Origin of the sequence: Streptomyces sp. NPDC048331, from assembly GCF_043201215.1 — a bacterium.
Lineage (GTDB): Bacteria > Actinomycetota > Actinomycetes > Streptomycetales > Streptomycetaceae > Streptomyces.
In genome coordinates this window covers 58,989-77,133 of record NZ_JBICYT010000028.1, presented here as the reverse complement: position 1 = coordinate 77,133, position 18,145 = coordinate 58,989, and the positions used below count along the sequence as shown (strand labels likewise).

General features: G+C 72.5%; 18 protein-coding genes. 7 read left to right on the top strand and 11 right to left on the bottom strand.

The genetic code is table 11. From position 1 onward, the window contains the following. Nucleotides 1–95: 95 nt before the first annotated feature. Together ACGFYY_RS31310 and ACGFYY_RS31305 are read left to right on the top strand one after the other, a co-directional pair. A complete protein-coding gene (locus ACGFYY_RS31310) occupies nucleotides 96–866 on the top strand; it encodes a GntR family transcriptional regulator (RefSeq protein ID WP_393714557.1) in 771 nt (256 codons plus the stop codon). Between the two features lie 224 nt (nucleotides 867–1,090). After that, entirely contained in the window at nucleotides 1,091–1,690 is a 600-nt protein-coding gene (locus ACGFYY_RS31305; RefSeq protein ID WP_393714555.1) for an RICIN domain-containing protein, read from the top strand. A 119-nt stretch (nucleotides 1,691–1,809) separates the two neighbouring features. On the opposite strand, the gene ACGFYY_RS31300 is transcribed toward ACGFYY_RS31305, so the two are convergent. From ACGFYY_RS31300 to ACGFYY_RS31290, 3 genes are all read right to left on the bottom strand, one after another. Beyond that, complete coding sequence (locus tag ACGFYY_RS31300; RefSeq protein WP_365275999.1) at nucleotides 1,810–2,964, bottom strand: ROK family transcriptional regulator; 1,155 nt, start codon at nucleotides 2,962–2,964, stop codon at nucleotides 1,810–1,812. Nucleotides 2,965–3,064: 100 nt separating this feature from the next. Next, nucleotides 3,065–3,715, bottom strand: coding sequence for a response regulator transcription factor (locus ACGFYY_RS31295; RefSeq protein ID WP_329104528.1), 651 nt, complete (start codon nucleotides 3,713–3,715; stop codon nucleotides 3,065–3,067). A 4-nt stretch (nucleotides 3,716–3,719) separates the two neighbouring features. After that, a complete protein-coding gene (locus tag ACGFYY_RS31290) occupies nucleotides 3,720–4,895 on the bottom strand; it encodes a sensor histidine kinase (protein WP_393714552.1) in 1,176 nt (391 codons plus the stop codon). A gap of 108 nt (nucleotides 4,896–5,003) precedes the next feature. Here ACGFYY_RS31290 and ACGFYY_RS31285 point away from each other — a divergent pair, with 108 nt between their 5' ends. The 3 genes from ACGFYY_RS31285 to ACGFYY_RS31275 are packed head-to-tail and all read left to right on the top strand — an operon-like array spanning nucleotide 5,004 to nucleotide 7,177. Next, a complete protein-coding gene (locus ACGFYY_RS31285) occupies nucleotides 5,004–5,915 on the top strand; it encodes an ABC transporter ATP-binding protein (protein ID WP_393714550.1) in 912 nt (303 codons plus the stop codon). 37 nt (nucleotides 5,916–5,952) lie between these two features. Continuing rightward, complete coding sequence (locus ACGFYY_RS31280; RefSeq protein WP_393714548.1) at nucleotides 5,953–6,699, top strand: ABC transporter permease; 747 nt, start codon at nucleotides 5,953–5,955, stop codon at nucleotides 6,697–6,699. Nucleotides 6,700–6,739: 40 nt separating this feature from the next. After that, complete coding sequence (locus tag ACGFYY_RS31275) at nucleotides 6,740–7,177, top strand: hypothetical protein (RefSeq protein ID WP_393714546.1); 438 nt, start codon at nucleotides 6,740–6,742, stop codon at nucleotides 7,175–7,177. Here ACGFYY_RS31275 and mug read toward each other — a convergent pair. The 5 genes from mug to ACGFYY_RS31250 all read right to left on the bottom strand — a co-directional run bounded on the left by mug (nucleotide 7,174) and on the right by ACGFYY_RS31250 (nucleotide 12,422). Then, nucleotides 7,174–7,719, bottom strand: coding sequence for a G/U mismatch-specific DNA glycosylase (gene mug, locus ACGFYY_RS31270; protein ID WP_393714584.1), 546 nt, complete (start codon nucleotides 7,717–7,719; stop codon nucleotides 7,174–7,176). The two genes, ACGFYY_RS31275 and mug, sit on opposite strands and share 4 nt — an antisense overlap. Next, nucleotides 7,716–9,149 (bottom strand): adenylosuccinate lyase, encoded by a 1,434-nt coding sequence (gene purB, locus ACGFYY_RS31265; protein WP_030719003.1) that lies wholly within the window; start codon nucleotides 9,147–9,149, stop codon nucleotides 7,716–7,718. Before purB ends, mug begins: the two co-directional genes overlap by 4 nt. A 71-nt stretch (nucleotides 9,150–9,220) precedes the next feature. Beyond that, the gene (locus ACGFYY_RS31260; RefSeq protein WP_393714544.1) at nucleotides 9,221–10,000 is read right to left on the bottom strand and encodes an SGNH/GDSL hydrolase family protein; all 780 of its coding nucleotides are present in this window, start codon (nucleotides 9,998–10,000) and stop codon (nucleotides 9,221–9,223) included. Nucleotides 10,001–10,065: 65 nt separating this feature from the next. Continuing rightward, nucleotides 10,066–11,091: a hemolysin family protein gene (locus ACGFYY_RS31255; protein WP_393714542.1), complete on the bottom strand. Its 1,026-nt coding sequence runs from the start codon at nucleotides 11,089–11,091 to the stop codon at nucleotides 10,066–10,068. Then, nucleotides 11,088–12,422: a hemolysin family protein gene (locus tag ACGFYY_RS31250; RefSeq protein ID WP_365276020.1), complete on the bottom strand. Its 1,335-nt coding sequence runs from the start codon at nucleotides 12,420–12,422 to the stop codon at nucleotides 11,088–11,090. The genes ACGFYY_RS31255 and ACGFYY_RS31250 overlap by 4 nt, the downstream gene beginning before the upstream one ends. 221 nt (nucleotides 12,423–12,643) lie before the next feature. Between ACGFYY_RS31250 and ACGFYY_RS31245 the strand changes: the two genes are divergently transcribed. Further along, complete coding sequence (locus tag ACGFYY_RS31245; protein WP_393714540.1) at nucleotides 12,644–13,084, top strand: GNAT family N-acetyltransferase; 441 nt, start codon at nucleotides 12,644–12,646, stop codon at nucleotides 13,082–13,084. 384 nt (nucleotides 13,085–13,468) lie between these two features. Here ACGFYY_RS31245 and bioD read toward each other — a convergent pair whose 3' ends face one another. The 3 genes from bioD to bioB are packed head-to-tail and all read right to left on the bottom strand — an operon-like array spanning nucleotide 13,469 to nucleotide 16,800. Beyond that, the gene (gene bioD / locus ACGFYY_RS31240; RefSeq protein WP_393714538.1) at nucleotides 13,469–14,233 is read right to left on the bottom strand and encodes a dethiobiotin synthase; all 765 of its coding nucleotides are present in this window, start codon (nucleotides 14,231–14,233) and stop codon (nucleotides 13,469–13,471) included. 1 nt (nucleotide 14,234) lies between these two features. Beyond that, on the bottom strand, nucleotides 14,235–15,557 hold the full coding sequence (locus ACGFYY_RS31235; protein ID WP_393714536.1) for an adenosylmethionine--8-amino-7-oxononanoate transaminase: 1,323 nt from the start codon (nucleotides 15,555–15,557) through the stop codon (nucleotides 14,235–14,237). Next, complete coding sequence (gene bioB, locus ACGFYY_RS31230; protein ID WP_393714534.1) at nucleotides 15,550–16,800, bottom strand: biotin synthase BioB; 1,251 nt, start codon at nucleotides 16,798–16,800, stop codon at nucleotides 15,550–15,552. The genes ACGFYY_RS31235 and bioB overlap by 8 nt, the downstream gene beginning before the upstream one ends. 157 nt (nucleotides 16,801–16,957) lie before the next feature. Between bioB and ACGFYY_RS31225 the strand changes: the two genes are divergently transcribed. After that, complete coding sequence (locus ACGFYY_RS31225; protein WP_393714532.1) at nucleotides 16,958–18,139, top strand: 8-amino-7-oxononanoate synthase; 1,182 nt, start codon at nucleotides 16,958–16,960, stop codon at nucleotides 18,137–18,139. The last annotated feature ends 6 nt before the right edge of the window (nucleotides 18,140–18,145 follow it).

Here is an 18,145-nt window from a genome sequence, read left to right as displayed (position 1 = left end):
TCGTCGCAGGGATAGTGCAGGAACCTTTAATAAACAAAGGCGCGGAACTGCCGCTGGAACACACGGCGAGTGCGGCGATGGCAGGAGGAGTCAGGGTGGGGACCACGCAGCTCGAAACGGCACCGGAGCCGAAGTACTGGCACCTCAAGACCGTCCTCAGCGAGGCGCTCGACCAGGACTTCGCCGTCGGCGAGGTGCTGCCCAACGAGCGTGAGCTCGCCGCCCGTTTCGGTGTCGCCCGCGCGACCCTGCGTCAGGCGCTGGAGCAACTGGAGCTCGAAGGCCGGTTGCAGCGCCGCCGTGGCGTGGGCACCACCGTCGCCCCGCCGCGCGTCGGCGTCGCCGTGGGCAGCGCGCAGCACAGCTGGCCCGGCGAGAGCGTCGACGGCTGGGAGCCGGTGGACGCGGCCGAGACCCTGCCGACCGCCGCGGTGTCGAAACTCCTCGGAACCGGTGGCGCCTTCGCCGCCGACCAGCCGGTGCACACAGTGCGCCGGACCCGGGTCACCCACGGTCAGGCCGTCGCCGCCGAACTGCTCCACGTCCCCGCCGCGTCGGTGCCCGGACTGCCCGCCATCGAGGCCCCGGCCGGCCCGGCCCGCGCCCGCGCCGTCCTGCGTGAACTGCAGCGGCTGGTGCTCGACGGTCAGGACCGCTCGGTGGAGCTCGGCTCCGCCCGCGCCGACGACGCCAAAGAACTGGACCGCCTGCCCGGCGCCCCGGTGCTCCTGGTCACCACGCGCTACTTCACCACCGCGGGCACGGCGGCGGTTTCGGTGGCCACCTACCGCGCCGACACCTGCCGCCTCACCTTCGGCGACTCGGGCAATGTCGAGATCACCCACGAGCCGCGCGTCGCCTCCTGACCGGACCCTTCGCCGCTTTCCGCTCATCGCCGCCGTCGGCTCGCCGACGGCGGCGATCTGCATTGGCCGATAGGCGCCCTGACAGGGAGGGCTCGGGCTGTGGTCAGCTTTCTCCCGGCCCGTGGCACCGGCACTCGCACCATCGTGGCACCCCGGCCTGCCGCTGCGCCCGCACGCATCCGAAGAGCCAGGAGGGAAAGAACGTGCCTCGCATCATTCGATCGGTGGCGGTCTCCGCAGCCACCGTCGCGGTCCTCGCCACCGCTCTCGCCGGAACCGCCGAAGCAGACCCCACCGGTACGTATGCCGGTCCGGACCGGAGCGTGCCCCGGCCCGTGCACTGGACCGTTCCGGAAGCCGGCGTGGCGGCCCCCGCGCCGCAGCGATTACTGAACCAGCCCGTGCGGATCACCAACGACTTCGCCAAACGCCCCACCACGCAGTGTCTGGACGTGGACGCGAACGGCGGCGGCAACGGCACGGTCGTCCAGATCTGGCAGTGCAACGGCTCCACCCAGCAGCGTTGGTACCTCTGGAACAACGGCGCGCTGGAGAGCTACCGCTTCCCCGGCAAATGCTTGGACGCCGACCTCAACGGCGGTGGCCGCAACGGCACCAAGGTGCAGATCTGGGACTGCAACAACACCCCCCAGCAGAGCTGGTCCCACCCGTCCGGCGACCGCGCCCTCTACAACGCCCGCTTCTACGGGGGCGGCAACATCGTCATGGACCGCGACGCGAACGTCGTGGGCAACGGAGCCCGGGTCCAGCTGTGGCAGAAGAACTTCCAGTCGCAGCAGTGGTGGGACGTCTGGACCGACTGACACGGAATCCGGCCGCGGCGACCGCGGCGACCGCGGCGATCGCCCTCGGGTCGCCCGATGAGGTCGGGCGCCCCGAGGAGGCCGTGCCGGCGTCGTGCCGGACCGTAAGCACGGTGGGGTCAGCGGCGGGCCGTGACCGTCTTCTCCACCGCGAAGAGCTCCTCCTCGACGTGGTCCAGCGCGAGCCGCAGGGCGCCGGTCGCCACCGCCGCCTCGCCGAGCATCGACTGGGCCACCCTCGGCGGGCGCAGACAGTAGCGCTCCAGTTCCTGGCGGAGCGGCTCCAGGACCCCGTCCAGGCCGGCCGCCCAGCCGCCGACGACCACCAGCTCCGGATCCATCGCCAGGACCAGCGCCGCTACGTCGTGCACCAGCCGCTGCAGGAACCGCTCCACGGCGGCCACCGCCCGCTCGTCACCCCGCTTGGCCATCGCGAAGACCTCGGCGACGGCGGGCTCGTCCAGCGGATGCAGCGGCTCACCCGTGGTCGACAGCAACCGCTCGGGCGTGACCTCGCGGCCCAGCAGGTGCAGGGCGCCGATCTCGCCGGCGGCTCCACCGAAGCCCCGGTGCAGCCTGCCGCCGATCAGCGAGCCGGCGCCGGGACTCAGCCCGGCCATCACGAACACCATGTCGCCGGTGTCCCGCGCGGCACCCTTCCAGTGCTCGGCGACCGCAGCCGCGTTGGCGTCGTTCTCCACCTGCACCGGGCAGCGGAACGAGCGCCGCAGCCGCTCCCCGAGCGGCAGCCCGGTCCAGCCGGGCAGCGCGGTACCCAGGCGGACCGTGCCGTCCGCCTCCACGATCCCCGGGCTGCCGACGCCCACCGCCCGCAGTGAGTCCCGTGGCACCCCGGCACGGCGCAGCAGATCGGCGACGGCCGCACGTACCTTCTCCAGCCGCTCATCGGCGGACGCCGTCTCCGCGACGTCCTTGGTACCGGCACCGATGACACGACCGTCGAGCCCGGACAGCAGCACCGCGATCCGGTGCGAGCCGATCTCGATGCCCAGCAGGTGCCCCGCCTCGGTCCGGAACCGGAACCGCCTGGCCGGACGGCCCTGCCGTCGCGCGCCCTCCTCCGCCTCCGCCTCGACCACGAGCCCGGTGGCGATCAGCCCCTCCACGACACCCTCGACGGTCGGCCGGGAGAGGCCGGTCAGCCGTGTGAGGTCGGTGAGGGTCGGCGATCCGGCCGTCCGCAGTGCGCGCAGCACCACGGCGGAATTGATCCGCCGGAGCAGAGAGGGGTCCCCGCCGGTCAGCTGCCCCAACGTGTGTCCTCCCAGGTAGCGAGCTTGTCAGCCGGATCGTACTGCCCGCATGGTGCGTCGGCGAGAAGCAGCCCCCCATCGGCCGGAAGCAGACCTTCCCTCATGCGGGGGAGACGAACCCCGACTCGTACGCCGTGATCACCGCCTGGGTCCGGTCCCGCGCCCCCAGCTTCGCCAGGATCGCGCTGACGTGGGACTTGACCGTCTCCGTACCGATGATCAGCTCGGCGGCGATCTCCACGTTGGTGAGCCCCCGCGCCATCAGCCGCAGGACCGCCTCCTCCCGCTCGGTCAGGGCGGCCCGCTCCAGCACCGCCCGCGCCTGCCGGTTCCCGTACTCGGCGGCCAGGGCCCGCACCGCCGCCGGGAAGAGCAGCGTCTCACCCTCCGCCACCAGCCGAACCGCGTGCACGATCTCCGACGGCCGGGCCCGCTTCAGCAGGAACCCGTCCGCCCCGGCCCGCAGCGCCTGGTAGACGTACTCGTCGTTCTCGAAGGTGGTCACCACGAGAATCTTCGGAGGGGAGTCCACCGTCCGTAGCACCGCACGCGTCGCCTCGATCCCGTCGAGGAGCGGCATCCGCACGTCCATCGCCACCACGTCCGGCCGCAACTGCCGGACCAGGGGGATCACGGAGGCTCCGTCGGCCGCCTCACCCACCACTTCGATGTCGGGCTGGGAGTCCAGGACGGCGCGCAGACCCGCACGCACCAGGGGCTCGTCGTCGACGAGCAGTACGGTAACCGGCATCCGGTCAGCGTATTCGCTCCAGCGGCAGCCGGGCGCGCACTCTCCAACCCCCCTCGTGCAGACCGGTCTCGGCCTCCCCGCCGAGCAGTGCGGCCCTCTCCCGGATACCGCGCAGCCCGCTGCCCCCGCCGACCGTGACCGCGGGGCGCTCCGGCAGGGGGTTGGTCACCTCCAGGTCCAGCCGGCCCGCGGCCATCCCCACCCGCACACGCACCGGTACGGGACCGCAGTGGCGCAGCACATTGGTCAGAGCCTCCTGCAGGATCCGGTAACCCTCCCGGGTGACCGGGCCCGGCAACTTCTCCAGTGGTCCTGTCAGTTGCGCGTCCACAGCGGAGCCCGAGGCCCGGGCCGACTCCAGCAGCCGGTCGGCCTCCGCCAGCGTCGGCCACTGCGACGGCGGCTGTCCCGACTCCCGCAGCACCGCCAGCACCCGCTCCAGATCCTCCAGCGCGGCCCGACCCGTCTCCTCGATCGCGCACAGTGCCCGATCGGTGAAGGCGGCATCACCCGCGGCGCGGGCCGCGCCCGCCTGTACGACGGCCACGGTGAGCGCGTGTCCGATGGAGTCGTGCAGTTCCCGCGCGATGCGGGTGCGTTCCAGCAGTTGCTCCGTGCGTGCCTCCAGCGCGGTCAGTCGCTCGGCGGCGGACGGGCTGAGCAGGCGGGTGGCGGCCGCGGTGATCAACTCGCCGAGCAGGGCCACTATGGCGATGAGGACGACCAACGGCACGGGCACCAGCAGCGCGGCGGCCCAGCGCCCCGGTACGAACGGCAGGAAGAGGTCCGACCCCAGGGGATGCCCGATCGCCAGGGCGACCAGCTCCACCGCCATCGCCGACAGCCAGACGGTGGCGCCGAACGCACCGACCGCGATGACCATCCGCGTCTCCAGCCACAGCACGGTGCGCCAACGGTCCCCCCAGTGGGCCGACGGAGCGAGGCTTATGGCGCTGTCGGAGGAGTCGCGGTCGTACGGCGTGAGCAGGAATCGCGCCTGCAGACCTTCCGCCAGGCGCACCCAGGGCACCAGCCCGAACGGCAGGACGAGCAGCAGCGGCACCCAGGGCCACCGGGGCATGATGAACATCCATACGGCCAGGAGCAGCAGCGGCACGCAGAGGTGCAACCAGCGTGAATAGGTCACCGGTTGGAACGGGGCGCGCAGCAGTCGGTTCATGACTCCATGGTGACAGCGCCCTGTTCGCGGCCGTCTCCCCCACGTGGGGGAGACGCCACCCTCGCATGGGGGAGGGAGGGGGGTGGGGCCGGCGGCGAGTCTTGAGCCATGAACAGCGTCGAGATCCGAGAACTCACCAAGCGATACGGCACCCACCGTGCGGTGGACGGCCTCACCTTCGATGTACTGCCCGGGCGGGTCACCGGATTCCTGGGTCCCAACGGCGCGGGCAAGTCCACCACGATGCGCCTGCTCCTGGGCCTGGACCGGCCCACATCCGGCACGGCCACGATCGGTGGCCGGCACTACCTCGACCTGCCGGACCCGCTGCACCGGGTCGGCGCCCTCCTGGACGCCCAGGCGGCCCACGGCGGGCGGACCGCCCGCGACCACCTCCGCCTGCTCGCCGCCGCCGGCCGCATCCCCCCGAGCAGGGTGGACGCGGTCCTGGAGCAGGCCGGCATAGCCTCCGTCGCCGAGCGGCGGATCAAGTCCTTCTCGCTCGGCATGCGCCAGCGCCTCGGTATCGCCGCCGCGCTGTTGGGCGACCCCGGTGTACTCCTGCTGGACGAGCCCACCAACGGCCTCGACCCCGAGGGCATCATCTGGATCCGCGAACTGATGCGCTCCCTCGCCGCCGACGGACGCACCGTCCTGGTCTCCAGCCATCTGATGTCGGAGACCGCGGCGCTGGCCGACCACCTGATCGTGCTCGGACAGGGCAGGCTGCTGGCCGACACCTCGATGGAGGAGTTCATCGACGCCCGCAGCACCCCCCGGGTGCGCCTGCGCACCTCCGACCCGGTCCGACTGGGGGCCGCGCTGGCCCGGGACGGCTTCGAGCTGGTGACCTCGGCCGACGGGCGATCGACCGTAGAGGGCATACAGGCCGAGCGGCTCGGCATCCTCGCATCCCGCGAGGGGGTCCCCCTGCTGGAACTGTCCGACGAGCGCGCCTCGCTCGAGCAGGCCTACCTCGACCTCACCGCCGATCACGCGCAGTTCACAGCGACCCACTGACCGACCGCCCGCTCCCGCACTTCCAGGAGGCTTCACCATGAGCGCCGCTCTGCCCACCCCCGCCGTACTGCACTCGGAATGGATCAAGATCCGGTCTCTCCGGGGCACCTTCTGGTCACTGATATCCGTCCTCATCGCCACGGTGGGCATCCAGACGCTGACGGCCGCGGCGCTGGGGGAGGCCGACGAGGGCATGGGGGAGGACCCGCTCCTGGCGGCCTTCTACGGCCTCAACTTCGGTCAGATAGCGGCCATCGCCTTCGGAGCGACCGCGTTCTCCGCCGAGTTCCACAACGGAGCCCTGCGCACCAGCCTCACCGCCGTGCCCGACCGCACCCGGTTCTACCTGTCGAAGATCGCGATGCTCGGGGTGCTCGCCCTCGTCGTAGGCCAGTTCGCCGGGCTGCTGACCTTCACGGCCGGCCAGGCGTTCATGGGGGAGCGCGCCCTCGCACTGGGCGACCCCGGCACCGTGCGGGCCGTCGTGGGCTGCGGCCTCTACCTGACGCTCATGACGCTGTTCGCCGCCGGACTCACGGCGGTGCTACGCAGCGGGGTGGCCGTCCTGAGCATCCTCATACCCTTCGTCGTCATGGTGTCCTTCGTCGTCGGTTCGGCGGCGAGCGGGGTCGGGCAGTTCATGCCGGACCGGGCCGGACAGGCCATGATGCGCAGTCAGTCGTACGGTGACCTCGGCCCGTGGGCCGGTCTGGGAGTACTCGCGCTGTGGGCGGCGGTCGCGGTGCTGGGGGGCTGGCTGGCGGTGCGCCGACGGGACGCGTGACGTCGGGCCAGTTGTCAGTGGCCCTCGGGATACTGACGGTATGACCACGGCAGAGCACCTCGACACGATCGACCGGCTCCGGGCGAAGGACTTCCCGCCCGAGCCGGTCCGGACCGGAGGAAACAGCAGCGGCCCGGGATTCCACCTGGTCCAGCTCGCCAGGACACAGGACTTCTGGGACGACGACGGCACGGGGCGGATCGAGGCGGCCGACCAGATCGGTGCCGAGTACGGGGCGCTCGCCCAGGCCGGGACCGACCGGTGGGGCGAGCCGCAGGTCTTCGCCCTGGGCACGCTGAGGTACCGCGGTTTCGGCGGGGAGGAGATACCTCAGCCGTGGGGGGAGATAGGCGACAGCACCGACCACGTGCACCTGTGGCGGGTCGGATCCCACTGGCTGGTGGCGTACGTGGCGCAGTGGGCCGCCGAGGACCCCTACCAGCTGATGGCAGGGGTCGCGGTCACCGATCCGCCTTAGGCTTCGGCGGCTTCGGCGGCCGTGCGGAGGCGGGCGTACTCCTGGGCCATGGACTCGGCGGTCCAGTGGGCGTTGAGACCGCTCGGGTTGGGGAGGGCCCAGACGCGGGTGGTGCCGATGGTCCGGTTCTGGGGGCCGATCTGAGCCTTCCGGTCGCCGAAGGCGGTGCGGTAGGCGGTGACGCCGACCACCGCGAGCCACTGGGGGCGCAGCAGTTCCACCTTGGCCGTCAGGATGCGGCCCCCCTCGCGGAACTCCTCGACGCTCAGCTCGTCGGCGCGGGCCGTGGCCCGGGCCACGACGTTGGTGATGCCGAGACGGTAGGTCAGCAGCTCTTCCTGTTCCGCGGGGGCCAGCCGGCGCGGAGTGAAGCCGGAGAGGTGCAGGACGGGCCAGAACCGGTTGCCGGGGCGGGCGAAATGGTGGCCCGTCGCGGCGGAGAGGAGTCCGGGATTGATCCCGCAGAAGAGCACACGCAGACCGCCCGCGACCACGTCCGGGAGGACGCGGTCACGGGCGGCGTTCAGCTCGTCGGGGGTCAGAGGATCGACCCCGGCGCGTACCCGGCGGCCTCCGGGTGCTGCTTGGCGATCGCCTCGATACGGGAGACCACCGCCGCGACCTGGTCGCCCGCGGCACCCGTGAAGGACAGCTTGTCGGCCATCAGGGCGTCGAGCTGGGCCCGGTCCAGCGGCATCCGCTCGTCGGCGGCCAGCTTGTCGAGCAGCTCGTTGCGCTCGGCACCCTGCTCGCGCATGGCGAGGGCGGAGGCCACCGCGTGCTCCTTGATGACCTCGTGGGCGGCCTCGCGGCCCACGCCGGCCCGCACCGCGCCCATCAGGACCTTGGTGGTCGCGAGGAAGGGCAGGTAGCGGTCCAGCTCGCGGGCGACGACGGCCGGGAAGGCGCCGAACTCGTCGAGGACCGTCAGGAAGGTCTCCAGCAGGCCGTCGAAGGCGAAGAAGGCGTCCGGCAGGGCTACGCGGCGGACCACGGAGCAGGAGACGTCGCCCTCGTTCCACTGGTCACCGGCCAGCTCGCCGGTCATCGAGGCGTAGCCGCGCAGGATGACCATCAGGCCGTTCACACGCTCGCAGGAGCGGGTGTTCATCTTGTGCGGCATCGCGGAGGAGCCGACCTGGCCGGGCTTGAAGCCCTCGGTCACCAGCTCGTGGCCGGCCATCAGTCGGATCGTCTTCGCGATCGACGACGGGGCGGCGGCCAGCTGCACCAGCGCGGTGACCACGTCGTAGTCGAGCGAGCGCGGGTAGACCTGGCCCACCGAGGTGAACGCCTCGGCGAAGCCGAGGTGGGCGGCGATCCGCTGCTCCAGGTCGGCGAGCTTGGCGGCGTCGCCGCCGAGCAGGTCGAGCATGTCCTGGGCCGTGCCGACGGGGCCCTTGATGCCGCGCAGCGGGTAGCGGCCCAGCAGGTCCTCGAGGCGGGCGTAGGCCACCAGCAGCTCGTCGGCCGCGGTCGCGAAGCGCTTGCCCAGGGTGGTGGCCTGCGCGGCCACGTTGTGGGAGCGACCAGCCATGACCAGCTCGGCGTGCTCGCCGGCCAGCTTGCCGAGGCGGGCGAGGACGGCGACCGTGCGGTCCCGGGCGAGTTCCAGCGAGAGCCGGATCTGCAGCTGCTCGACGTTCTCGGTCAGGTCGCGGGAGGTCATGCCCTTGTGGACGTGCTCGTGACCGGCGAGGGCGTTGAACTCCTCGATACGGGCCTTCACGTCGTGCCGGGTGACCTTCTCGCGCTCGGCGATGGAGGCGAGGTCGACGGTCTCGAGGACACGCTCGTAGTCGGCGAGGGCCTCGTCCGGGACCTCGATACCGAGGTCCTTCTGGGCGCGCAGCACGGCGAGCCACAGCCGCCGCTCCAGCGTCACCTTGTACTCGGGGGACCACAGGACGGCGAGCTCCGCGGAGGCGTAGCGGCCGGCCAGGACATTGGGGATGCGGGGCTTGGCAGTCACGTGGAGGGATTCTACTTGGGCCACGGCTGTGTGTTTACGCAGGTAGGGCCACCGCTCGGGATTGTGGCTTGCTACGAGGCGGAGTCCCCGTAGGGCAGCAGCTCGGGGCGCTTGGCCGGGCGGCCGTCCCCGGAGGAGCGGCCCGTCAGGCGGCGGCCGATCCACGGGAGCAGGTGCTGCCGGGCGAAAATCAGGTCCTGGGCCCGGCGCACGCCCCAGCCGGGGGGAGCCTCCACCGGCAGTTCGGTGCGCCAGTCCAGCTCGGCGGGCAGTCCCAGAGCCTGCCACACGGCCTCCGCCACTAGGCGGTGGCCCTCGCCCGTCAGGTGCAGCCGGTCGACGTCCCACATCCGGGGGTCCGCGAGCACGGAGGCCCCGTAGAGGTCGACCACCACGGCGCCGTGCCGGGCGCCGAGCTCCTCGATGGTGGCGAAGAGCTCCTCCATGCGCGGGCGGAAGCGATCCATCACCGGCCCGTTGCGCCCCGGGGAGCGCATCAGGACGAGGCGCTTGCAGGAGGGGGCGAGGAGCTCCACCGCCGATTCCAGGTGGTCGCGGACCCGAGCCATGTCCACCTTGGGGCGCAGGGCGTCGTTGAGCCCGCCCACCAGGGTCACCACGTCGGCGCCCATCGCCGCCGCCACCGGGACCTGGTCCTCGGCGATCTGGCCGATCAGCTTGCCGCGGACGGCGAGGTTCGCGTAGCGGAAGCCCGGCTCCCGGGCGGCGAGGCGGGCGGCGAGCAGGTCGGCCCACCCGCGGTAGGAGCCGTCCGGAAGCAGGTCGGACATGCCCTCGGTGAAGGAGTCACCGATCGCGACAAAACTGGTGTAAGAGGCATTCATCTCCATGGCGGAGTGATGTTACCGCGCGGTACCCCGGCCGCGTAGGGCCGGGGACCGCATGCCTCGAACGATCACGTGGACGCGGGCCTGCCGAACAGCTCCCGCAGCACGTCCTCCATCGTCACCAGACCCGTCATCGCGCCGTCCGGCCCGAGCACCGCCGCGAGGTGCGTACGGCTGCGCCGCATCGCGGTCAGCGCGTCGTCCAGCGGAGTCTCCGCCCGCACCTGGGCGATCGGCCGCAGCGCCGACACCGGGAAGGGCTCGTCCCGTTCCTCGTCGTCCGCGTCCAGGGCGTCCTTCACGTGCAGGTAGCCCAGGATCTTGCGCTCGGCGTCGATCACCGGGAACCGGGAGTACCCGGAATCGGCCGACAGCAACTCCAACCCGCCCGGCGTGATGCCCTCGCGGGCCGTGACCACCCGGTCCGCCGGCAGCACCACGTCGATCACCGGCCGCCGGCCCAGCTCCAGGGCGTCGTGCAGGCGCTCGCTCGCCCGGTCGTCGAGGAGCCCCGCGTCGCTGGAGTCCTTGACCATCCGGGCCAGCTCGTCGTCCGTGAAGGTCGCGCCCACCTCGTCCTTCACCTCCACCCGCAGCAGGCGCAGCAGGGCGTTGGCGAAGGCGTTGATCGCGAAGATCACCGGCCGCAGCGCCCGTGTGAGGGTCACCAGCGGGGGCCCCAGCAGCAGCGCGGTGCGCACGGGCTCGGCCAGCGCCACGTTCTTCGGCACCATCTCGCCGAAGAGCATGTGCAGGTACGTCGCCAGCGTCAGGGCCACCACGAAGGAGATTGCGTGGGTCACGCCCGCCGGTACCCCGACCAGGTCGAACAGCGGGGTCAGCAGATGTGCGATGGCCGGCTCGGCCACCACGCCCAGCACCAGGGTGCACAGTGTGATGCCCAGCTGGGCGGCCGCCATCAGCGCCGACACGTGCTCCAGGCCCCACAGGACGGCGCGGCCGCGCCGGTCGCCCTGCTCGGCGTACGGTTCGATCTGGCTGCGCCGGACCGAGATCAGCGCGAACTCCGCGCCGACGAAGAAGGCGTTGACGACCAGGGTCGCCAGGCCGATCAGCAGCTGGATGACGGTCATCGGACCTCCTCCGTTCCCTCGGCGGGCTCGGCCGGGGCGTGCAGCAGCACACGCGAGGCCCGACGCCCGACGGCGTCCACCACGTCCAGGCGCCAGCCGTTCAGTTCCATCCGGTCGCCGACCGTCGGGATCCGGCCCAGCTCGGTCGCTATCAGGCCGGCCAGGGTCTCGTACGGACCGTCCGGCACACGCAGTCCGATCAGCCGGAGCTGGTCGGTGCGCGCCGCGCCGTCGGCGGAGTAGAGCAGGTGCCCGGCCTCGTCCGTACCGGCCGGAGCAAGATCGGGGGTCTCGTGCGGGTCGTGCTCGTCGCGGACCTCGCCGACGACCTCCTCGACGATGTCCTCCAACGTGGCCACGCCGGCCGTGCCGCCGTACTCGTCGATGACCACGGCCATCGTCTGCTTGCCGGACAGCCGGTCCAGCAACCGGTCCACGGTCAGCGACTCCGGTACGAAGAGGGGCTCACGCAGCAGCTGCGACACGGGACGGCGGCGGCGCTCCGCGGCCGGCAGGGCCAGGACGTCCTTGACGTGGACGGTGCCGACGACGGTGTCGAGGCTGCCCCGGTACACCGGGAAGCGGGACAGGCCGGTGGCCAGCGTCGCGTTCGCCACGTCCTCGGCCGTGGTCTGCACGTCGAGGGCGGTGACCTGGACCCGGGGGGTCATCACGTTCTCGGCGGTCAGGTCGGCGAGGTTCAGCGTGCGGACGAACAGCTCGGCCGTGTCCTTCTCCAGCGCGCCCGCCTTCGCCGAGTGACGGGCGAGGGCGACCAGCTCCTGCGGGGTGCGCGCGGAGGCCAGCTCCTCGGCCGGCTCCAGGCCGAAGCGGCGCACCATGTGGTTCGCCGTGGTGTTGAGGTGGCTGATCAGGGGCCTGAACGCCCGGCTGAAGACCCGCTGCATGGTCGCGACGCGCTTGGCGATCGCGAGCGGGGAGGAGATCGCCCAGTTCTTGGGCACCAGCTCGCCGACGACCATCAGGACGACGGTCGAGATCGCGGTGCCGAGGATCAGGGCGGCGGAGGAGGCCGTTCCGGCCGAGAGGCCCATGGCCTCGAAGGGGCCTTGGAGCAGGGCGGAGATCGACGGCTTGGAGATCATGCCGATGACCAGGCCGGTGACGGTGATGCCGAGCTGGGCGCCGGAGAGCTGGAACGTCAGTGTGCGGACGGCGGCCAGGGCGCTGTCCGCACCGCGCTCGCCGCGCTCGACGGCTCGTTCGAGTTCGCTGCGTTCGACGGTCGTCAGCGAGAACTCGGCGGCGACGAAGACTCCGCAAACGAGACAGAGCGCCAGTGCCGCGACGAGCAGGAGCACCTCGGTCATCGTTCGATCACCTCCGTCCCATGATCGGCCAGGAGGCGGGGGATCGCGCGATGTCGCGAGCGGATATGTCGCGAGCGGGGATGTCGGGGACTGGGAGGCTCGCCCATGGGCGGACGCTCACACCTTTCACTCAAGAGGGACCTTTCACCACATGGTAAAGGAAGAGCAAAGGGAACGGATCATACTTTCGGTGGAGCGCGGCCGGATGATGGCATTCGGCCATGACTGATCTTCATATCGGCCCCGCGTCGACCACCGACCTGGGTGCGGTCCTGGACTTCTGGAAGGCCGCCGCGGAGGGAACGAGTATCAGCGACGATCTCGCCGGGGTCGAGCGTCTGCACGAGCGCGACCCCGAGGCGCTGCTGCTCGCCCGGTGCGCCGGGTGTGACAGGTGCGAGGGGGAGCTCGTCGGCACGGTCATCGCCGGGTTCGACGGGTGGCGTTGCCACCTCTACCGGCTCGCCGTGCACCCCGGGCACCGCAGGCGCGGCATCGGGGCGGCGTTGCTGGCCGCGGCGGAGGAGCGGTTCGTGGCGCTCGGCGGACGGCGGGGGGACGCGATGGTGTTGGACCGCAACGAGCGGGCGCACCGGGTGTGGGGGGCGGTCGGGTATCGGCCGGAGGAGCAGTGGACGCGGTGGGTGAAGCCGCTCGGCTAGCCGCCGGGTGCGGGTGCGGGTGCCGGTGCTGGTGCGTGGCGGTGCGGCCCGAGGATTCGGGGCTCCGCCCCGGGCCCCGCGCCTCGAACGCCGGCGGGGCTGGGATCTGCCGGGCTGGAGGTGGCGGGGCCGGGGGTGGTGCGGCTCGAGGATTCGGGGCTCCGCCCCGGGTCCCGCGCCTCAAGCGCCGGCGGGGCTTGGACTCGGTGCGGTTCACGGAGCGGGGGCTCCGCCCCGGGTCCCGCGCTTCGAGCGCCGGCGGGGCTTGGACTCGGTGCGGTTCACGGAGCGGGGGCTCCGCCCCGGACCCCGCGCCTCGAACGCCGGCGGGGCTTGGACTCGGTGCGGTTCACGGAGCGGGGGCTCCGCCCCGGGTCCCGCGCCTCAAGCGTCGGCGGGGCCGGGATCTGCCGGGGTCGGGGTGTACGGGGGTGGGGGCCAGGTGGCGAGGAAGGTGCTCGCCTGCCAGGTGCCCGACAGGGGCTCGGCCAGCCAGGTCGGGGCCGCCGCGCGGAAACGGTCCGGCGCGAGGGTTCCCGAGCCCTCCGGGACCGCGCCCAGCAGCGGCAGGCCCGAGGACTTCGTGAGGTCCGCCAGGTTGCAGCGGGCCGCCAGGTCCGGGCTCGCCGGCCAGCTGCCGACCACCACGCCCAGCCCGGTCAGCCCCCGGGTCCGCAGGGCCTCCGCCGCCAAGGTGGTGGAGCTGAGCGTGCCGAGACCGGCCTGGGCGACGAGCAGCGTCGGCGCGCCGAGCAGGCCGGCCACGTCGGCCAGCGTGTTGCCCGCCTCGTCGAACCGCACGAGCAGTCCGCCCGCACCCTCCACCAGGACCAGGTCATGGTCCCGCGACAGCCGTTCCGCGGCTTCCGCGATCCGCTCCGGGGAGAGCGTCGCCAGGCCCGAGCGGCGGGCCGCCGTGTCCGGGGCCAGGGGCTCCGGATAGCGGGCCAGCTCCACCGCCGTGACGGAGGAGCCGGCCAACCGGACCGCCTCCGCGGCGTCCCCCGGCTCCTGCGGGCCGACACCCGTCTGCGCGGGCTTGAGTACGGCCACCGAGCGGCCCGCGGCCACGGCGGCGGCCGCGATCGCCGACGTGACCACCGTCTTGCCGATCTCGGTACCCGTGCCGGACACCATCAGTACGGACATCTCAGCCTTCCTGAGCCGCCGCGCACACCGCACGGCAGATACGCGCCACGTCCTCGTCGCCGGTCACGAGCGGCGGCATGACATAGATCAGATCCCGGAACGGGCGCACCCACACGCCCTCGCGCACCGCGGCCCGGGTGGCCGCCACCACGTCGATCTCGTGGTCGAGCTGGACCACGCCGATGGCGCCCAGGACGCGTACGTCCTTCACCCCGGGGATGTCCGACGCCGCCGCGAGGCCCTCGCGCAGCCCCGCCTCGATCCGCTTGACGTCCCTCGCCCAGTCCTGGCCGAGCAGCAGCTCGACGGAGGCCAGGGCCACGGCGGTGGCCAGCGGGTTGCCCATGAAGGTCGGCCCGTGCGCCAGCACCGGGACCTCGCCCTGGGAGATGCCGCTCGCCACCCGCTCCGTGCACAGGGTCGCCGCCAGCGTGAGGTAACCACCGGTCAGCGACTTGCCCAGGCACATCACGTCGGGGGTGATCCCTGCGTGGTCGGCCGCGAAGAGCGCGCCCGTACGGCCGAAGCCCGTGGCGATCTCGTCCAGGATCAGCAGGACCCCGTACTCGTCGCACAGCTCGCGCAGCACACGCAGGTAGCCCGGGTGGTGGAAGCGCATACCGCCCGCACCCTGTACCACCGGCTCCACGATCACCGCGGCCAGCTCGTCCGCGTGCGCGGAGATCGTGGCGCGCAGGTGGTCGGCGTAGGCCGGGTCCACGGGCGCGTCGAAACCGGCGGGCGGCGCGTCCGCGAAGACCTGGCGCGGCAGGTGACCTTGCCACAACTCGTGCATCCCGCCGTCGGGGTCGCAGACGGCCATCGGCTGCCAGGTGTCCCCGTGGTAGCCGCCGCGCCAGGTCAGCAGCCGCGTCTTGCCGGTCCGGCCCAGCGAACGCCAGTACTGGAGGCACATCTTCACCGCGACCTCGACGGACACCGAGCCCGAGTCGGAGAGGAAGACGTGCTCCAGCCCCGGCGGGGTGATCTCGACGAGCTTGGCGGCGAGCCGGACGGCGGGCTCATGGGTGAGCCCGCCGAACATCACGTGCGACATCCGGCCCAGCTGCGCGGTGGCGGCCTCGTTGAGCACCGGGTGGTTGTAGCCGTGGATCGCCGACCACCAGGAGGACATGCCGTCGACCAGCTCTTCGTGACCGTGTCCCTGGGACGGGTCGGCGAGCCGCAGCCGGACCCCCGAGGCGGAGGCGATGATCAGCGGCTCCTGCCGCCCGGGCATCGGGCCGTACGGGTGCCAGACGTGCTGCCGGTCCAGCGCGAGCAGTTCCGCGCCGGCCGACAGCGGTGCACGCTGATCAGGCATTGGGGGCGACGTCCGTCCCCGCGCCGCGGCGGCGGACCGCCACCAACTCCGGGCGGACCTCGCCGGCCTCGGCCTGGACCGGTGCGGGCGTCGCGGCCGCCGGCGCGTGGCCGGAGCAGCCGCCGCACGCCGAGCCGCAGCCCGCGGCCTCGTCGCCGTCGGCGGGCGCGCCCGAACCGCAGAGCGAGGCGCCGCCGTTCGAACCGCAGCCCCCGCCGGTGGCGGCGGCCGCCACGTCGGAGCGGTGCGCGGGAAGGGTCGACGTACCGGCACCCTCCACCTCGAAACCGGCATCCGCGATCATGTCCAGGTCGGCCTGACCGGCCTGACCCTCACTGGTCAGGTAGTCGCCGAGGAAGATCGAGTTGACGATGTGCAGGGCCAGCGGCTGCATCGAGCGCAGGTGCACCTCGCGCCCGCCCGCGAGGCGGACCTCGACGTCGGGGCAGACGAACCGCGCCATCGCCAGGATGCGCAGGCAGCGCTGCGGGGTGAGGTTCCACTCCTTGGCCAGCGGGGTGCCCTCGAACGGGATCAGGAAGTTGACCGGCACCGAGTCCGCGTCCAGCTCGCGCAGCGAGAAGACGACGTCGACGAGGTCCTCGTCGCTCTCGCCCATGCCCGCGATCAGACCCGAGCACGCGGACAGACCGGCGCCGTGCGCCTTCTGCACGGTGTCGACGCGGTCCGCGTAGGTGTGGGTCTTGGTGATCTGCCCGTACGTCGCCTCGGACGTGTTGAGGTTGTGGTTGTACGCGTCCGCGCCCGCGTCCCGCAGTCGCTCCGCCTGGCCGTCCGAGAGCAGACCGAGGCACGCGCAGACCTCGACGCCCTCGTTCTGCTCCTTGATCGCCGCGATCGTCTTGCCGACGCGGTCCACGTCCCGGTCCGTCGGCCCGCGGCCGCTGGCGACCAGACAGACCCGCTTCGCGCCGCCCGCGACGCCGGCGGCGGCGGCCTGCGAGGCCTCCTCGGGCTTCAGCCAGGTGTACTTGAGGATCCCGGCCGTCGATCCCAGACGCTGGGAACAGTAGGAGCAGTCCTCGGGGCACAGGCCCGACTTCAGGTTGACCAGGTAGTTCAGCTTGACGCGACGCCCGAACCACTGGCGGCGCACCTTGCCGGCCGCGGCCACCACGTCGAGCAGTTCGTCGTCAGAAGTCGCCAGTACGGCGAGCGCTTCTTCGCGGGTCGGCAGCTCGCGCCGCAGCCCCTTGTCCACCAGGGTGTTCAGCAGGTCCATGGACCCGATCCTGTCCCACACCCCCGCCCCCGGCCAAGGAGAGATCGCACAACATGGCCGGATGGGTGTGTGTGTATCACCACACCTGGCGCAGCGGTCGCGCGAGCTAGGGTCGGGGCAGGTCTGTGGACTGCCGACAAAACACGAGGACGTGCCGATGCCCCAGCTCACTCCCGACCCGGTGGACGTCTTCGCGTGGATCGACGACGCGGAGCGCGCGCGGGAGGAGGCCGGCCTCGTCCGCACGCTGCGCCCCCGGCCGGCCGTGTCACCGCTGCTGGACCTCGCGAGCAACGACTACCTCGGGCTGTCCCTGCACCCCGAGACCGTCCGCGGGGCGCGGGAGGCGGCCGAGACCTGGGGCGCCGGAGCCACCGGTTCGCGGCTCGTGACCGGTACCACCGAGCTGCACACCGAACTGGAGCGGGAGCTCGCCGCCTTCTGCGGGTTCGAGGCCGCCCTCGTCCTGTCCTCCGGCTACGCGGCCAACCTGGCCGCGGTCACCGCGCTCAGCGGTCGGGGCACGCTGGTCGTGTCCGACGCCGGGAACCACGCCTCGATCGTCGACGGCTGCCGGCTCTCGCGCGCCGAGACCGCCGTGGTCCCGCACGCCGATCCGGACACCGCGCGCAAGACGCTCGCCGCGCACGAGGGCCGGGCGCTGCTGGTCAGTGATTCGGTGTTCTCCGTGGACGGGGACGCCGCCCCGCTCGCCGAGTACGCCGCCGCCTGCCGGGACGCGGGCGCCGCCCTGGTCGTCGACGACGCCCACGGGCTGGGCGTCCTGGGCGAGGGTGGTCGCGGCGCGCTGCACGCCGCCGGGCTCGCGGGGGCGCCCGATGTGGTCGCCACCCTGACCCTCTCGAAGTCCCTGGGCAGTCAGGGCGGGGCCGTGCTCGGTCCGGCCAAGGTGATCAGGCACCTGGTCAACACCGCGCGCACCTTCATCTTCGACACCGGACTGGCCCCGGCCGCCGTCGGCGCGGCGCTGGCGAGCCTGCGCCTGCTCCGGCGGGAACCGGAGCGCGCGGACCGCGCCCGCGAGGTGGCCGCCCAGTTGTACGGGCGACTCACCGCGTCCGGCCTGACCGCGGCCCGGCCGGACGCGGCCGTGGTGTCGGTACGGGCCCCGTCGGCGTCGGCGGCACTGCGCTGGGCCGCCGACTGCCGCGAGGCGGGGTTGTTCGTGGGGTGCTTCCGTCCGCCGTCGGTGCCGGACGGCATCTCCCGGCTGCGGCTGACCGCCCGGGCCGATCTCACGGGGGACGAGATCGATCGGGCGGTCGGGACGATCCTGGCGACCGCACCCGCCGGAGCCACGGACGGCCAGGGCCGGTAGGCCGTA

Bases quoted from the DNA above. Each gene is read 5' to 3' on its own strand.
- ACGFYY_RS31295 (WP_329104528.1), bottom strand. From the start codon at position 3,715: ATGCCGGTTACCGTACTGCTCGTCGACGACGAGCCCCTGGTGCGTGCG.
- ACGFYY_RS31290 (WP_393714552.1), bottom strand. From the start codon at position 4,895: ATGAACCGACTGCTGCGCGCCCCGTTCCAACCGGTGACCTATTCACGC.
- ACGFYY_RS31285 (WP_393714550.1), top strand. From the start codon at position 5,004: ATGAACAGCGTCGAGATCCGAGAACTCACCAAGCGATACGGCACCCAC.
- ACGFYY_RS31280 (WP_393714548.1), top strand. From the start codon at position 5,953: ATGAGCGCCGCTCTGCCCACCCCCGCCGTACTGCACTCGGAATGGATC.
- ACGFYY_RS31275 (WP_393714546.1), top strand. From the start codon at position 6,740: ATGACCACGGCAGAGCACCTCGACACGATCGACCGGCTCCGGGCGAAG.
- ACGFYY_RS31260 (WP_393714544.1), bottom strand. From the start codon at position 10,000: ATGGAGATGAATGCCTCTTACACCAGTTTTGTCGCGATCGGTGACTCC.
- ACGFYY_RS31255 (WP_393714542.1), bottom strand. From the start codon at position 11,091: ATGACCGTCATCCAGCTGCTGATCGGCCTGGCGACCCTGGTCGTCAAC.
- ACGFYY_RS31250 (WP_365276020.1), bottom strand. From the start codon at position 12,422: ATGACCGAGGTGCTCCTGCTCGTCGCGGCACTGGCGCTCTGTCTCGTT.
- ACGFYY_RS31245 (WP_393714540.1), top strand. From the start codon at position 12,644: ATGACTGATCTTCATATCGGCCCCGCGTCGACCACCGACCTGGGTGCG.
- bioD (WP_393714538.1), bottom strand. From the start codon at position 14,233: ATGTCCGTACTGATGGTGTCCGGCACGGGTACCGAGATCGGCAAGACG.
- ACGFYY_RS31235 (WP_393714536.1), bottom strand. From the start codon at position 15,557: ATGCCTGATCAGCGTGCACCGCTGTCGGCCGGCGCGGAACTGCTCGCG.
- bioB (WP_393714534.1), bottom strand. From the start codon at position 16,800: ATGGACCTGCTGAACACCCTGGTGGACAAGGGGCTGCGGCGCGAGCTG.
- ACGFYY_RS31225 (WP_393714532.1), top strand. From the start codon at position 16,958: ATGCCCCAGCTCACTCCCGACCCGGTGGACGTCTTCGCGTGGATCGAC.